The sequence below is a fragment of the Sediminibacillus massiliensis genome (genome assembly GCF_900156915.1).
Taxonomy (GTDB): Bacteria; Bacillota; Bacilli; order Bacillales; family Amphibacillaceae; genus Sediminibacillus_A; species Sediminibacillus_A massiliensis.
Genome location: NZ_LT732535.1, coordinates 2759539 through 2776270, shown reverse-complemented (window position 1 = coordinate 2776270; position 16732 = coordinate 2759539). Strand labels below are relative to the sequence as shown.

The window sequence follows — 16732 nt, the reverse complement described above, 5'->3', positions numbered from 1 at the left end:
ACTCTTTTCAGAGCAGTTTGCAAACGAAATGCATGGGATAATCGTTTATACCTATTCAAAATGTTTGATAGTCTTATCAGCTTATTTTACCGGAAGGCACCAATCAATGGGGTCTTGGCCAAGTTCCTCCAGGTAGCCGTTTGCCCTTGAAAACGGCTTGCTCCCAAAGAATCCCTTTCTTGCCGAAAATGGGCTGGGATGGGGTGAAGTAATAATCCGGTGTTTCTCTGTGTCCAACAATTCCTGTTTCTCCTGGGCATGACGGCCCCAAAGGAGGAAGACAACCGGTGTATCCCGTTTATTCAATTCTCTTATTACGCGATTGGTGAAATTTTCCCAACCTTGCCCGCGGTGGGAGGCCGCTTTTCCTTTCCTTACCGTCAAAGCAGTATTTAAGAGCAACACCCCTTGGTCTGCCCATTTCTTTAAATAACCATGCTCTGGAATCGGGCAGCCAAGATCGTCCTGCAGCTCCTTGAATATATTTTTCAAAGAAGGCGGCGGGTTAACACCAGGCTGAACGGAAAAACTGAGCCCATGTGCCTGGTCAGGCCCATGGTAAGGATCTTGTCCAAGGATAACTACCTTCGTTTCCGAATATGGAGTTAAATTTAACGCCTCATAAATATTTTCCATTGCAGGGAAGACAGTCTGATTATTATACTCCTGCTTTAAGAATTCTCTTAAGTTAAGATAGTATTCCTCCTGAAATTCGCTTTGCAAGATATCCTGCCAGTCATTATTAAGTATTTGCTTTACCATTCGCTCACCTCTATCTCTTGTTTCTTTGCTATTACCACTTTTTGTGGTTATGTAAAAGTAAAAAAACAGCCCCTTCCACAGAAGGAGCTGTCATTTTCAGGCTCTTGCCCGTGTTTCCGGTACACCCAATTGATTTCTCTTAAGGAGAAATTGCATGGCGAGTAAAATACCGAATACTGTTAGTCCGATTACATCGGTCCAAACACCAGGATAAATCAAGGTAAGGCCTCCGGCTACAGCAAGTATTCGTTCCGGCCAGTAAACTTTCCGATACCAGTAACCTATTAATCCAGCTCCTATTGCTATCATACCGGCTATTGCTGTAAACAAGACCCATATCAACTCCCAAAAAGTCGTATCAATCATCAGCAACTGCGGCTGTAATACAAACATGTATGGGATAATAAAAGCTGCGATTGCTATTTTGGCCGCGTTCAGACCAGTCCTGATTGGCTCGGCGGATGCGACACCAGCTGCCGCAAAAGCAGCCAAAGCAACTGGAGGAGTGATATCTGCTACAATGCCAAAATAAAAGACAAATAAATGGGCCGGCAAATCTGCAACATCCAACAGGATAATCGCCGGGGCAGCAATGGTCGATGTAATAACATAGTTTGCAGTTGTCGGCGAACCCATCCCGAGGATAATCGCAGCAATCATGGTGAAGAACAAGGTAAGCAGCAATTGTTCATTCGCCAATGAGACAAGGCTGTTCGCCAGTTTTAATCCAAGACCGGTTTTTGTCACTACGCCGACAATAATACCTGCAGCTGCAGTTGCTGCTACGACAGCCAATGCCGTTCTTGCTCCATCGACAAGGGCATCGACAGAATCTTTAAAGTTTTCATCAAAGAAGTAACTGACGATCACCGTAGCGAGCGCGGCAATTATCAACCCCTGTGTAATCGAGACACCGCCAGTTATCCAACCAAAAATGAGATAACCGACAAAGGCTATACCGAAAACCGCCGGATAAATCTTCCTGAAACGTTCTTCCCTCAGCAAGCCCACCAAAATGGTCGTCAAAATTCCATAGATGGCCGCGCGCATTACACTGATACCAGTACTAAGGAAGAATACGATTGCCAGGATCGGCAGTAATAAGTATATTTTTTTGAGTACTTCTTTTTTATCGGGTATTTCTTCGTCGGATAAACCGCTTAATCCGGTACGCTTTGCCTCGAAGTGGGTCATAATCCATACCCCGGTGAAATATAACAATGCAGGTATGGCAGCCGCCTTGGCAATTGTCCAGTAATCTATACCGATAAACTCGATCATCAAGAAGGCAGCAGCCCCCATTATCGGTGGCATTAATTGCCCGCCGGTGGATGCAGCAGCTTCTACCCCGCCTGCAAATTCTCTCCTGTACCCCAGTCTTTTCATCATTGGGATCGTAAAAGATCCGGACGTGACAACATTTGCCACAGAACTACCGCTGATAGTCCCTTGCAGGGCACTGGAAAAAATGGCGACTTTCGCAGGCCCTCCCGTTCTTTTTCCGGCAAATGCGACAGCCAAATCATTAAAATACTGACCGACACCGGTTTTTACCAGGAAAGAGCCAAACAAGAGGAATAAGAAAATAAAGGTAGCCGAAACGGAAATAGGTGTCCCTAATATCCCCTCGGTCGTAAAAAACATTGATTGTACCAGGTTATCAAAATTGACCCCTCTGTGGATCAGGAAACCTGGCATTTGTCTTCCCCAATAAGCATATGCGAGGAAAACAGCTGCAATAATGGTGATCGGAAGGCCGACTGAACGTCTGGTAGCCTCCAGCACCAACAAGACAGCAATTGTCCCTACCAGCAAATCCATCTGATTGATTTCCCCGGCTCTCATTACTATTTCTTCATACATCAATGGCCAGTATGCCCCGACCCCAAATCCCAATGCAGCTAGAATGTAATCATACCAGGCAATTTTTCCATTAAGCCTTGATTTTTTTCTGGCAGGGAATAGAAGAAAGATTAATACAAGACCGAATCCAATGTGAATGGAACGGTGCATTTGAGCAGGCAGAGGATAGATTGTAGTGGCAAAAAGTTGATAAAGCGAAAAAGCCAGCAATCCAAAAAATACAAACTTCGCCATAAATCCAGTCAATTGCCTTACAGCGGATTCCTGATCGTATTTTTCCAGTAAGGCTTTCTGTTCATCATCTGTGAACGTTCTATTGTTATCGCTCAAGCATGTTCACCCCTTTAAACAAATTCCAGTTATTCTGGTAAACGGGTACAATGGAAATAGATGTACCTGCTCCCACATAGTCTTTTAACAAGTATTCCTTGTTATTATACAGAATAGTATGATTAGCCCTGACTTGGCCTACAGCCAGGTTGATTTCAGGATAAGAACCCTGCAGATTGGAAATGTAATACTTTCCATCTTTCACTTCGAATGTTTCGCCTTCCTGTGCATTGGAAGGCATACCGATTGCCGTATCTTCATATACCAATTGAACGGGATAAATGGTATCCCCGATTATCTCATATTCTTCGAATACTTCAGAAAGGTGTACAGAATGTGTGAATTGTATATAAAAATGGTCTCCATTTTTAATCGGCAAGAAGGCTGCAACTTTATCCGTGAAAGGATCTTGAAAGGACAAAACATATCGATAAGGATAAAAAAGGAAAAGAAAAACGAAAGAAGAAAATAAAATAAAAACAACACTAAACGATAAGACTTTTTTATATCTAGCCATTCAAAACCGTCCTCAATGAAGTTAAAGGAAAGAACAGATTAATTTCACGTAAACTTTTCTCACATGAAAAGATGAGGCTGTTCCATTGAGGCCAGCCCCTACGTTACTATAATGGAATACTAGAACTATCTTAAACTAGTATTTCGCAGTAGCAAACCAGGGGACAACCCCACCGAAACATCCTCATCCGGGCTTTACATTTTGCTATTCAATTCCTTTTTCGTCAAAATACCGTTGAGCTCCCGGGTGGAGGTCGATTCCTACACCTTCCAATGCAGTGTCTGCAGAGATGAATTCTCCTTTAGGATGACTAATCTGATCGGTATTTTCGAAGATAGACTGTGTAATCTCATAAACCAAATCTTCACTCAAGTCAGAAGATGTAACAAGCATTGCTTGTACTGCAACTGTTTTGACAGCCTCTTCAAGACCATAAGTGCCGCTTGGAATTTCGTCTTCTGCATAATATGGTTTAGCATCGATTAATTCCTGAATCTTATCTTCATCAAAGCGCACGATATTTACATCAGTAGTTGCAGCAAGACTTTCTACAGCCCCTGTTGGTGTTCCAGATGTAATGAAAGCAGCATCGATTGTTCCATCCTGGATGCCCGATGTGGAATCTCCAAAGTCTAAGTCGCGTGCTTCGATATCATCCATGGTTAGTCCGTAGACTTCCAGGATATCTGTTGCACTGGCATTTGTTCCCGAACCAGGAGCACCTACAGATACTACTTTTCCTTCTAGATCTGCTACTGTTTCAATTCCAGAGTCTGCCGTAGTAACAATTTGGATTGTCTCTGGATAAAGCGTACCAATCGCTTGAATATTATCAATCTGATCACCTTCAAACATTACAGAACCCTCAGTTGCATAAGAAGCGATGTCTGTCTGAGTGAAAGCCAGTTCTGCTTCGCCGTCTCTCATTGTTTTCATGTTTTCCACCGACGCACCAGTAGATTGTGCATTTGCCTCGACATTATCTACGTTACTATTGATAATTTGTGCAAACGTACCGCCAAGTGGATAATATGTACCTTCTGTACCGCCTGTCAGAACACTGATGAATTGTGTGTCACCGCTGTCAGCACTTTCACCACTGTCAGACCCTTCACTTCCTCCATCGCTTGATTCCGGGTCGGCTTCTCCACCGCCGCAAGCTGCAAGTAATAGGGAAAGAGTAAATACCATAACCAAAGTGAGTAACCAATTTCTTTTCTTCATAATTTACCCCCTTTTCAGAATATAACTTATTATAGCAAATAAGTTTTTATAGATTCAAATATTCATGTAAACTATCCTTACATATAATATAGCTGTTTGTCCTGTCTTTTACAAGGAAAAAAGATTTTGATAAAGGCTGTTTTATGAAGATTTTTGTTTCTGGATAAACCTAAACTACAACATAACTCCAGAGTGACTTCCTCCCATTCTTTTCAGATTGACTGGTAAGCCGATGCTGCGGAAAATACTCGCTCGTATGATATAGGTAACCTTAATTTAAGGGCCTCCATTATATTTGTATAATGGGGGTAATCAGATGGAGGTTGTCGTAAAACTCGCTTGAAGCTTTGTCTTCGTCGGAAAGTCAGACACCTCCTTCTTTGTAGAATGATCCGTATCAGCTGGATGACACAGATGTTGTCGGATATCGAACGAGCATGGATATCTATAAAGATGTGGAGGATCTCCCCTATCTGATTTAATTATCATACGGGTGGTGTTTACATGTATTACTTGGGTATTGATATAGGCAAAAACATGCATGAAGCCGGAGTGATAGATGATAGGGGGAATCCCATTGGGAAAACCCTTCGATTTTCTAATTCTAAAGCCGGAAGTGATAAATTGTTAGCTTTTATAAACAAGCATCAACTTACCCCGGATAATTGTGCTTGCGGCTTAGAAGCAACGGGACATTATTGGCTCTCCGTTTTTACCTTTTTACATCAACTCAGCTTTAAAATAACGGCATTTAACCCATTACAGTCGGATGCTTTGCGCAATTTTTATATTCGCAAGACCAAAACCGATACGCGTGATGCTTTTCTTATTGCTCAAGTTATTCGTATTGACGCCCCAGAAGCAACTCCTTTTATTGAAGAAGATCTCCTGCGTATCAGGCATCTAGAACGGCTGCGTTATTCCATCGTAGATCAAAGTTCGGATATCAAACACAAGATCGTCTCTCTCCTTGACCAGGTCTTTCCAGAATATGAAGACTTATTCTCAGAAGTATTTGGTCAGTCTTCAGCCAAATTACTCGAGTATTATCCAATGCCTGAAGATATACAATCCATTGATACCAATGACTTAGCTGCATTTTTAAATGAAGCTAGTAAACAATCTTACGGAAAAAAACGAGCACTTGAAAAGGCAACAAAGATCAAAGATTCTGCAGAGGAGAGCTTTGGCATTTCCATCGCCACGGATGCTTTCAGAACCCAAATTCATCTGTTACTTGAACAACTGTCTTTACTAGATCATCAAGTTAAAAAGATTGAGGAAAATCTCAAAACACTCATCGAGCAACAAGAGACTTATTTAACCACCATAAAAGGGATTGGTGATGTCACGGCAGCTGTAATCATGGGGGAAGTAGGCTCCATAGATCGTTTTGAACGTCCCGAGCAATTAGTGGCATTTGCAGGCTTGGATCCAGCAGTGAAGCAATCTGGAAATTTCAACGCTTCGGAAGTACACATGTCGAAAAGGGGATCCCCTTATCTGAGACGAGCCTTATGGTGTGCTGCATTTTCTGCAAGTCAGTGTAATCCAGCGTTATCCCAATACTACAAAAAGTTAAGAGCTAAGGGAAAGGGCCATTATGTAGCCGTGGGTGCCGTAGCAAGAAAACTTACACGTATTGTTTTTGCCATATTGCGAGATAACAAGCCTTATGAACCACATGTGAAATAATCCAAGATAAGAGAATAAATTCTTAAAAAACGCCTCTTCTGGAGGTGTAGTTTGATATGCCTTTTTTTAAGTGAAAATAACTTCAAAACATTTTCAATATAACCTTGACTTTCCATAGCTGGTCTTTCCGTGGGGAACGCTTCAGCCTCCTCGCTGGCAAAAAGCGCCGGCTGCGGGGTCTTCAGACTGTTCCTTTCCCACTGGAGTCTCGTATTTTTCCTCCGCTTATAGGAAAAGCGACAATATTTGCGAAAAGTCATAAAAAAACTGAGCCCCTTTACGGCTCAGTTTTTTCTTGTTCCCTATTAAACGGAATAATTCGGTGATTCTTTTGTAATTTGGACATCATGTGGGTGGCTCTCTCTAAGTCCGGCGCCTGTCATCCGGATGAATTTGGCCTCATTGCGGAATACGTCCAGATCTCTTGCTCCGCAATATCCCATGCCGGAGCGAAGGCCTCCAAGCAGTTGATGAACCGTATCTGCCAGCGGGCCTTTGTAAGCGACCCTTCCTTCGATACCTTCTGGAACTAGTTTCTTCGTTTCTTCTGATTCCTGGAAGTAACGGTCCTTGGAACCGGATTTCATCGCCGCGACTGATCCCATGCCGCGGTAGACTTTATATCTTCTACCTTGGAATATTTCTGTTTCACCAGGGCTTTCACTTACACCGGCAAACAAGCTTCCAAGCATTACAGCGTGTGCTCCGGCTGCAAGAGCTTTAGCAATATCCCCGGAATACTTTATCCCACCGTCCGCAATAACGGGTACGCCGTGTTTATGTGCTTCTTCTGCACAGTCATTGACTGCTGTAATTTGAGGGACGCCAACCCCGGCAACCACTCTTGTCGTACAAATCGATCCAGGACCAATACCTACCTTGATGATGTTGGCTCCCGCTTCGATTAAGTCCCGTGTCGCTTCCGGAGTCGCCACATTGCCGGCGATTATGTCGATGTCCGGATATTTCTCTCTTACAACCCTTACCTGTTCGATAACGCCTTGGGAATGCCCGTGTGCCGTATCAATAACAAGGACATCGACACCTGCTTCGACAAGTTTGTCGATTCTCGTCATTGCATCGCCCGTCACTCCGACCGCAGCACCTGCAAGCAGCCTGCCCTGACTGTCCTTGGCAGAGTTCGGGAATTCAATCACTTTCTCAATATCCTTGATTGTGATCAATCCTTTTAAGACACCTTGTTCATCGACGAGTGGAAGTTTTTCGATTTTGTACTGCTGCAATATCTTTTCCGCTTCCTGCAAGGTAGTTCCGACCGGTGCCGTGACAAGGTTGTCCGTTGTCATCACTTCCGAGATCTTGATGGAATAATCCTGGATGAACCGCAAGTCTCTGTTGGTGAGAATTCCGACCAAAACTTGATCCTTTTCATTGTTGACAATCGGTACGCCGGAAATCCGGAATTTACCCATCAAGTGTTCTGCATCGAATACCTGGTTCTCCGGAAGAAGGAAAAATGGATTGGTGATTACTCCGCTTTCTGATCGTTTAACTCTGTCGACATGCTCCGCCTGTTCTTCGATAGACATGTTCTTATGAATGACTCCCAATCCACCCTGGCGAGCAATGGAAATAGCCATATCTGCCTCTGTTACGGTGTCCATACCGGCACTGATCAACGGCATATGCAACTTGATTTTAGATGATAACTCCGTTGCCACTGAAACTTCTCTCGGCAGTATTTCCGACTTGGCCGGCATGAGAAGTACATCATCGAATGTCAAACCCTCTTTAGCAAACTTGTCCTCCCTCATTTCATTTCCTCCTTAAGCTTTTATAATGGTTTGTGTTAAATTGGTTAAAATAATTCCAAGTACCTAAAATCTTATTGTTACTTACAATACGACAAGCGTTTTGCTTTTTCAAGCTTAAATTCTACATTTTTTGACTAGAAAAAAATGACTGCGTTTTCTTTTTAAATGTAGGAAAATTCAGAAATTATCGATGGATATTGAAAGGGATTACTTTATGTGGAAGGATAAGGTCAACAGCTTTCTTACTTACTTACATTCAGCTGAATCGGCTCAACAATATTTGACAAGTTGCTATGAAAAAGAAAAGATGGACGATCCCCAAAAATACGGCTATCAAAATTGCTACCGTTTTCTTTATTATTTGCAGCATGGGCAGACTTTCTATAAATCGGGAAAAGATTCCCCTTTTATGATACAACCGATTCTTTACTTTTATGGGATGGTTCACCTGTTGAAGGCATGCCTGCTGACTGTTAAACCGGGATATCCGGAGAACACGTCTGTTCTGGCCCACGGGGTATCAACTAGAAAAAGGAAAAAACAGCAATACTCCTTTTTAAAAGATGAAGTCAAAATACAGCATAAAGGGCTTTTTCCTTATTTCGCAAGTCATCTATTCCATATGGAAAATAGGAGCAATGAGAAAAAAACGATGCAGGAACTGCTGGAAGGGATACCGGAAATGAATGACTTGTTCTTTTTTCATGCTGGCAGTTTTCCATTGATAAAAGTGGGTTCTATAAAAGAAAAAACATTCACTTTTCCTGCAAACATACTGGATGACTTCCATCTCACCGAAAAAAGCTTTCTCTCGTATATAAACAACTATTTTCCGGTGATGGACCACCAGCTGGAGAAAGAACAGTTCGTTATAAAGCTTTCCGAATACGTGTCTCCACTTATGAATTCACCGGCTGTATTCCATTTGGAAGAAGAAAATGTTTATTTCCCTGTCCGTAAACGCTCTGGTCACAATTGGCATGAGGTGATGTCACATTATTTGCTTTTATATAACTTAAGCATGATATGCCGATATGAGACAGAGTGGTGGGGCGACCTTCTTCATACACTGCCTAATACCGACTATTCATTCATTCGTTTATTCATGGAAGTAACTTCCCAAAAAATCCCGAATATACTTGGATATTACTTGTTGGAAAAGCACAATAAAAAGAACTAAGGGAGAGTCGTCTGCACCAAAATCGCAATGCAGCAAACAATCAGCGGACGCTGGCCATAACCGCAGTGATTGAAGGTTCACTTTATCCCTTAGTTCTTCAATTAGTTCAATATTTCCTCGATATATAAGGACTTTTCGTCTTTCAATGGAACGATCATTTCTTTCTCAATCAATCTTACCATCGGGCGGGTCGGGAATTTGGATTCAATAAAAACTATTTCCGCCTCTTCTCCAGAAGATAGCCTTACCTTTGTGCCTGCCGAGAAATTTGTCAAAGTAGACACAAATGCCTCGACCATACGGTGGTCATATTTTCCGAATTGGTCATAAACCATTTCTTCCACCACCTTGAAAGGTGACTGCCTCTCCTGATACATTCGTTCAGAGGTCATTGCATCGTACATATCGCATATTGCCAATATCCTGGCATATGGATGGATTCTTTCCAATTTAACCGCCATCGGATAGCCGGTTCCATCCAATTTTTCGTGATGTTGCAAAATGCCTAATTTAACATCTTTGGTGATGGAAGAGATGTTTTCCACCATCCGGTAAGAATAGGTCGGATGCTTTTTCATTTCTTCATACTCTTTTTTCGTAAGAGGCCCTTTTTTCATAATAATCGATTCATCCAATTTAGCCATTCCGCAGTCAGCCAGGAAACCGGCAATTCCCACCTGGACTGCCTCTTTTTCATAGCCGCATTTCCTGGCAAGCAAAGAAGCGAGAAGAGAAGTCATAACTGGATGGTGATATATGTAATCTTCTTTCGGTATCAGCCTTTGAAGTGATAAAATTTTCAGACCTATCTCATCAAGTTTTTTCAAAAGTGGAAATAACAGTCTGCTGACGGTAAGTGGATCGACTTCTGCTCCTTGTCTCCAACTATCGAACAACAGCTTATATTGTTTTACGGTATGATAGTATAACTCCATGAAGGATAGATTTTCTTGGGCCGCTTTTCTTTCATGTTTTTCCTGTGTGTTGCGGGAGTCAGTCGGATAATCTTCAGGAACAAAAGCGGTACCATCGGAAAGCTTGGAGGATACCTCTACTTCTTTAATTAAAAACCTTTGCAAAAATTCAATTAATTTTTCGTTTAAAACTGTTTTTTCAACAACTATCGGCCGGCCTGTTTTGCCAATTACATCTTTCGTGACAACACACCCCAGGACCAACTGCTCCGGATGCACTCTCATTTTCATCCCCCTTAAGATTCCTTACTGCTACTCGCCATGCAATTATAGATAGGGACTGGCCTTTGATCTAAGCCAGTCCCTAATTCGTTCCTAGTTATTCCTCGTCGTCCTCTTCCAATTCTTTCTCTTCTTGTTCATCCAGCAGTTCTTCTACCTTTTCTGGATCAACAGGAATTTGTTCATTCTCTTCGACCGTAGTTTCCGTTTCTTCCAAAACCTCTTCCAGTTCTTCTTCAGTTTCGATTTTGGCGACTGTAGCAACTTCTTCATCTTCTTGCAGTCGAATCAAGCGAACCCCTTGTGTATTTCTTCCGGTTACCGAAATTCCTTCGACAGGCATTCGGATAAGTACACCTGCTGCAGTAATGATCATGACATCTTCCTCACCGGTCACCGCTTTTACAGCAACGATTTTGCCGGTTTTTTCTGTTAAGTTGGAAGTGACAATACCCTTACCGCCACGATTGGTTATACGGTAATCAATCGCCGGTGTCCGTTTACCATAACCCTTGCTTGTAACATTCATTACTTGCAGCCCGTCTTCAATTATTTCCATCGATACGACTTTGTCATCGTCTCTTAATGAAATACCCTTAACGCCTGCTGCTGTCCGTCCCATCGATCTGATTTGATCTTCCGGGAACCTGATCAGATAACCATTTTGCGTACCGATCATGATATGTTGTTCACCATCGGTCAACCTGACGGAAATCAATTCATCTTCTTCCCGTAAGTTTAAAGCGATTAAGCCGCCTTTTCTTATATTGGCGAATTGGGATAACTTGGTCCGTTTGGAAATACCCTGTCTGGTCGTAAAGAATAAATACCAATCCTCGACAAATTCTTTGACGGTGATGACAGCATTGATCCATTCCTCTTTTTCTATTTCGATGAGGTTGATGACCGGTATTCCTTTTGCCGTCCTTCCGAATTCAGGAACTTCATATCCTTTCGCCCTATAAACTTTTCCTTTATTCGTAAAGAAAAGGAGGGTGTCATGGGTTGAAGTGGAAACCAAATGTTCGACAAAATCATCGTCATTCGTACCCATTCCCTGTATTCCTCTACCGCCCCGTTTCTGGGAACGATAAGTGGAAGAAGGAAGACGTTTGATATAGCCTTGGTGTGTCAATGTAATGACGACATTTTCCTCCGGTATCAGGTCCTCGTCCTCGATAAAGTCCGTACCGCCGATCGCTATTTGTGTACGTCGGTCATCGCTGAACCGCTCTTTGACTTCTGTCAGTTCTTCTCGGATGATTTCCAATACTTTCTCTTCATCAGCAAGAATTGCCTTCAGTTCGGCAATCAGTTTGATAAGGTCCTGATACTCTTGTTCGATTTTTTCCCTTTCCAATCCGGTCAGTCGTTGTAAACGCATGTCCAGGATGGCTTGTGCCTGTTTCTCAGAGAGTTCGAAGTTCGTCATTAATCCTTCTCTTGCAATGTCTGTTGTTTGAGATTGTCTGATAAGGGCAATGACTTCATCTAAATGATCAAGAGCAACACGCAGGCCTTCCAGGATATGCGCTCTCGCCTCTGCTTTTCGCAGCTCGTAAGCCGTTCTTCTCTTAATGACGACTTTCTGATGATCTAGATAATACTTTAGTGTTTGTTTCAGATTTAAAACTCGCGGATGACCGTCTACAAGTGCAAGCATGTTGATACCAAAAGATGTCTGCATAGCAGTCTGTTTGTAAAGGTTGTTTAATACCACATTTGGGTTGACGTCCCGGCGCAGCTCGATGACGACCCGCATGCCATTCCGGTCTGATTCATCCCGCAAATCTGTGATGCCTTCAATCCGCTTATCGCGAACAAGCTCTGCAATCTTCTCGATCAACTTTGCTTTGTTGACTTGATAAGGGAGTTCGTCAACGAGAATAGTGGATTTTCCGTTGGACTGCTCCTCGATCCGGGTCTTTGCCCTGATAGTAATCGATCCTTTACCGGTTTCGTAAGCTTTACGGATTCCACTTCTTCCAAGTATTTCACCGGCTGTCGGGAAGTCAGGGCCGAATATATGGTTTTCCATTAACTCTTCAATGGTGATATCTGGGTCTTTGCTCAGTGCCAGGACGGCGTCGATGGTTTCTCCTAGATTATGAGGCGGGATGTTGGTCGCCATACCTACCGCGATTCCCGATGCTCCATTCACCAGCAAGTTAGGAAAACGGGATGGAAAGACAATCGGCTCTTTTTCGGATCCGTCATAGTTATCGGTATAATCAATGGTATCTTTGTTGATATCTCTCAACAACTCCATCGATATTTTGGACATCCGCGCTTCTGTATAACGCATGGCCGCTGCAGAGTCACCGTCGACGGAACCAAAGTTTCCATGGCCGTCTACAAGCATATTCCGGTAACTGAAATCTTGAGCCATCCGGACCATAGCCTCATATACAGCCGAGTCGCCGTGTGGGTGGTATTTACCGATTACCTCACCGACGATACGAGCAGATTTCTTATATGCTTTGTCTGAATGCATCCCTAAATCATGCATAGCATAAAGAATTCGGCGGTGTACCGGCTTCAGGCCGTCTCTGACATCGGGCAGGGCTCTGGAGACGATGACACTCATCGCATAATCCAGAAAAGATGTTCTCATTTCTTGGCTAATATTCACTTCTTGTACTTGGGGACGTGGTTGATCCACCATAAGATTACCTCCTATCAGAATGAGGAAGAGAGACTGCAACAGGTGTCCCCCGGAATTTCGATCAGCTTCCGAAAGCCATTATAAACGGGCAGTCTCTGCATATTAATTTCATCAGATTTCTATTGTTAAAGAATTAAACATCCAGGTTTTTCACATACTGTGCATTGTCTTGGATGAAGTTTCTTCTCGGTTCTACTTTATCACCCATCAGGATATCGAAAATTTGGTCAGCATCCATGGCATCTTCCAAGCCTACTTGAAGCAGGGTTCTTGAGTCAGGATCCATAGTAGTTTCCCAAAGCTGGGTGGCATTCATCTCTCCCAAACCTTTGTAACGTTGAAGTCCTGGTTTAGGTGTTTTCGGAATCTCGTTAAGGATTCTGTCCATTTCTTTATCATTGTAGGCATAATAGGCTGCTTTACCTTGCTGTATTTTGTACAAAGGCGGTTGGGCGATATATACGTAACCATATTCGATCAATGGCCGCATGTAGCGATAGAAGAAAGTCAACAGCAGGGTTCGGATGTGAGCACCATCAACATCTGCATCGGTCATGATCACTATCTTATGGTAACGTGCTTTGGATATATCAAAGTCTTCGCCGATTCCCGTACCAAGAGCAGTAATGATGGTCCGAATTTCATTGTTTGATAAGATTTTATCCAAACGGGCTTTTTCGACATTGATGATTTTACCGCGCAATGGAAGAATTGCCTGAAAGTGACGATCCCTTCCCTGTTTTGCAGAACCGCCTGCAGAGTCACCCTCAACAATATAAAGTTCACTGATATTGGCATCTTTTGAAGAACAATCAGCGAGCTTACCAGGAAGGTTGGAAACTTCAAGCGCGCTTTTTCGCCTGGTAAGTTCTCTTGCTTTCTTCGCTGCTATTCTTGCTCTGGAAGCCATCAAACCCTTTTCGACAACAATTTTGGCTGTATCAGGATTTTCAAAAAGGAACTTGGAGAACAATTCACTGAAGGCTTGGTCTGTAACGGTCCGTGCCTCGCTGTTTCCCAATTTCGTTTTTGTCTGTCCTTCAAACTGCGGGTCTGGATGTTTGACGGAAATGATCGCTGTCAGGCCTTCCCGGACGTCATCTCCCGAGAGATTTGGATCTGTTTCTTTAAACATATTATTTTTACGGGCATAATCATTGATGACTCTGGTAAGTCCCGTTTTGAAACCTGATTCATGGGTTCCGCCTTCATAAGTATGAATATTATTGGCAAACGAGTAGATATTACTAGCAAAGCCATCGTTGTATTGCAAGGCAACTTCGACAGTCAGCTGTTCTTCTTCCTTTTCTGCGAAGAAAGGCTCATGCAGTACTTCTCTCGTGCGGTTTAAATGTTCCACATAGGACTTGATTCCACCTTCATAGTGGAATTTCTCGGGCTCTTTGTCTTCCCTTTTATCCTGGACACTGATTGTAAGTCCTTTGTTCAGAAACGCCAATTCCCGCAGCCTTTGGGCTAACGTTTCGAAATTGTATGTTGTTTCTTCGAATATTTCCGGATCGGGCTTGAAATGAGTTTTGGTCCCTGTCTTATCTGTTTCTCCGATTACTTTCAAATCCTCATTCGGCACGCCTCGTTTAAATCCTTGGTGATGGATCTTCCCATCCCGGTATACGTACACATTCAACTCACTAGACAAGGCATTTACAACCGAAGCACCTACACCGTGCAGTCCCCCGGAAACTTTGTAGCCGCCGCCTCCGAATTTGCCTCCTGCATGGAGGACCGTCATGATTACTTCAACCGCAGGCCGGCCTGTCTTTTCCTGGATACCAACAGGAATACCGCGTCCATTATCTGTGACGGTAATGCTGTTATCTTTCTCGATAATGACTTCGATTAGGTCACAATAACCTGCAAGTGCTTCATCGATACTGTTATCGACAATTTCCCATACCAGGTGGTGCAAACCTTTTACGTTCGTTGAACCTATATACATTCCTGGTCTTTTCCGGACGGCTTCCAAACCTTCCAATACTTGAATTTGACTTTCATCATACGATTGTTCGTTTAGTATATTGTCTGCCAATTCTTTCACCTACACTTCTTATTAAGGGTTATTACCTAGCGATTTATTCATCAAAAGACTCTGAGTAGTCTTCTAGTTTGCTTATGGTGGAAATCATACTGGCCCGTTTCTTTAGAGTAAGGACCGAGAGGGGACTGTAATAGATATACTCCTTCGTGATGACCAAGGATTTTACGGCTTCATCGGAAGGATCAAGTACCTTTTTGTTTTTCCGTTGATTGAACAGCATCTGTTCGTTAATAGTGGATGAAGATACCAGTTGATGGTCAATAATAGCCACTACATCTTCTGAACGGATAACATTGTCTGCCCCAATATGAATAAACACGTTTTTTCCCCCATTTCTATTTGACGATTCGTCCTTTTTCAATCCTGAACAATTCAGCTTTCTCAAGTGTCTCATGTTTGATTCCGTCCACACTTGTTGTGGAAACGAATGTCTGGACCTTTCCCTGAATGGTATGCAGTAAATGTGACTGCCTGAAGTCATCCAATTCACTCAAAACATCGTCTAAAAGGAGAATCGGATATTCGCCTACTTCATTATTGATCAACTCTATTTCCGCAAGTTTCAATGACAATGCCGTTGTCCGCTGTTGTCCCTGGGAACCATAGGTCTGTACATCTTTTTGATTTACCAGGAAAAACAAGTCATCCCGGTGGGGACCGATCAATGTATTCCCCCGTTCTACTTCTCTATTTTCCATTTCAGAGAATTTCTGGGTATATATACTAGTTATTTTCTCCCTATTCCACTCTTCTGATACCTCTACAGACCCATCATAATGAATTTCCAGTTCTTCCAGCCCTCTGCTGATCCCTTTATGGATCGGTGCTGCCCAATTTCTCAACAGCTTGAGAAAAGCAAATCGTTTTTCGACAATAATCGACGCATGCTGAATCAACTGGTCGGTAAGAACTTGGAGCATCGTCCGGTCAGATTGATGTTTCCTTTGAAGATCTTTCAGCAAGTGGTTCCTCTGTTTCAGGATTTTTTGATACTGACCAAGGTGGTATATATAAACAGGTTGTATCTGTCCTATTTCCATGTCAATAAAACGTCTTCGGACCTGAGGACTCCCTTTTACTAGGTTTAAGTCCTCTGGAGCAAACATGACAATGTTCAATGCTCCAATGTAATCGCTAAGACGCTTTTGTTCTAAGTGATTCAGCTTTGCTTTTTTGCCTTTGGAAGAAATGATGATTTCGAGTGGGAATTTCCTGTTTCTCTTGAACACACTTCCCTCTATTTTAGCATATTCTTTCTCCCATTGAACAAGTTCTTTATCTCTTGGTGTACGATGTGACTTGGAAAAGCCCAAAACATAGATAGCTTCCATCAGGTTGGTCTTGCCTTGGGCATTTTCTCCGATAATGACATTGATTTTATCATCGAATGTTAGCTCTAAATGATCATAATTACGGTAATTCTTAAGGGTTAGCTGATTAATATGCATCTAAATTCCCTTTCTTCC

12 protein-coding genes are annotated in these 16732 nt (G+C 42.7%); 2 read left to right on the top strand and 10 right to left on the bottom strand.

Annotation, left to right across the window (positions count from 1 at the left end; genetic code table 11):
• Positions 1 to 81 precede the first annotated feature (81 nt).
• The 4 genes from CZ434_RS14355 to CZ434_RS14340 form a co-directional block, all read right to left on the bottom strand.
• Positions 82 to 762: a uracil-DNA glycosylase gene (locus CZ434_RS14355; RefSeq protein WP_077623791.1), complete on the bottom strand. Its 681-nt coding sequence runs from the start codon at positions 760 to 762 to the stop codon at positions 82 to 84.
• 96 nt (positions 763 to 858) lie between these two features.
• A complete protein-coding gene (locus CZ434_RS14350) occupies positions 859 to 2955 on the bottom strand; it encodes a TRAP transporter permease (RefSeq protein ID WP_245830995.1) in 2097 nt (698 codons plus the stop codon).
• Entirely contained in the window at positions 2945 to 3472 is a 528-nt protein-coding gene (locus tag CZ434_RS14345; protein WP_077623790.1) for a DUF1850 domain-containing protein, read from the bottom strand. Before CZ434_RS14345 ends, CZ434_RS14350 begins: the two co-directional genes overlap by 11 nt.
• 204 nt (positions 3473 to 3676) lie before the next feature.
• The gene (locus CZ434_RS14340; RefSeq protein WP_077623789.1) at positions 3677 to 4696 is read right to left on the bottom strand and encodes a TAXI family TRAP transporter solute-binding subunit; all 1020 of its coding nucleotides are present in this window, start codon (positions 4694 to 4696) and stop codon (positions 3677 to 3679) included.
• 504 nt (positions 4697 to 5200) lie between these two features.
• Here CZ434_RS14340 and CZ434_RS14335 point away from each other — a divergent pair.
• On the top strand, positions 5201 to 6391 hold the full coding sequence (locus tag CZ434_RS14335) for an IS110 family RNA-guided transposase (RefSeq protein ID WP_077623788.1): 1191 nt from the start codon (positions 5201 to 5203) through the stop codon (positions 6389 to 6391).
• A gap of 305 nt (positions 6392 to 6696) precedes the next feature.
• Here CZ434_RS14335 and guaB read toward each other — a convergent pair whose 3' ends face one another.
• Positions 6697 to 8166: an IMP dehydrogenase gene (guaB, locus tag CZ434_RS14325; protein WP_077623786.1), complete on the bottom strand. Its 1470-nt coding sequence runs from the start codon at positions 8164 to 8166 to the stop codon at positions 6697 to 6699.
• 214 nt (positions 8167 to 8380) lie between these two features.
• Here guaB and CZ434_RS14320 point away from each other — a divergent pair, with 214 nt between their 5' ends.
• A complete protein-coding gene (locus CZ434_RS14320) occupies positions 8381 to 9346 on the top strand; it encodes a YaaC family protein (RefSeq protein ID WP_179107280.1) in 966 nt (321 codons plus the stop codon).
• 101 nt (positions 9347 to 9447) lie between these two features.
• Here the strand turns inward: CZ434_RS14320 and CZ434_RS14315 are convergent, their stop codons facing one another.
• The 5 genes from CZ434_RS14315 to recF form a co-directional block, all read right to left on the bottom strand.
• Positions 9448 to 10545 (bottom strand): HD-GYP domain-containing protein, encoded by a 1098-nt coding sequence (locus CZ434_RS14315; protein WP_179107279.1) that lies wholly within the window; start codon positions 10543 to 10545, stop codon positions 9448 to 9450.
• Positions 10546 to 10639: 94 nt separating this feature from the next.
• Positions 10640 to 13207 (bottom strand): DNA gyrase subunit A, encoded by a 2568-nt coding sequence (gyrA, locus tag CZ434_RS14310; RefSeq protein WP_077623783.1) that lies wholly within the window; start codon positions 13205 to 13207, stop codon positions 10640 to 10642.
• 133 nt (positions 13208 to 13340) lie between these two features.
• Positions 13341 to 15257: a DNA topoisomerase (ATP-hydrolyzing) subunit B gene (gene gyrB, locus CZ434_RS14305; RefSeq protein ID WP_077625202.1), complete on the bottom strand. Its 1917-nt coding sequence runs from the start codon at positions 15255 to 15257 to the stop codon at positions 13341 to 13343.
• A 43-nt stretch (positions 15258 to 15300) separates the two neighbouring features.
• On the bottom strand, positions 15301 to 15585 hold the full coding sequence (gene remB / locus CZ434_RS14300) for an extracellular matrix regulator RemB (RefSeq protein WP_077623782.1): 285 nt from the start codon (positions 15583 to 15585) through the stop codon (positions 15301 to 15303).
• 16 nt (positions 15586 to 15601) lie between these two features.
• Positions 15602 to 16714: a DNA replication/repair protein RecF gene (gene recF / locus CZ434_RS14295; protein WP_077623781.1), complete on the bottom strand. Its 1113-nt coding sequence runs from the start codon at positions 16712 to 16714 to the stop codon at positions 15602 to 15604.
• Between the last annotated feature and the right edge of the window lie 18 nt (positions 16715 to 16732).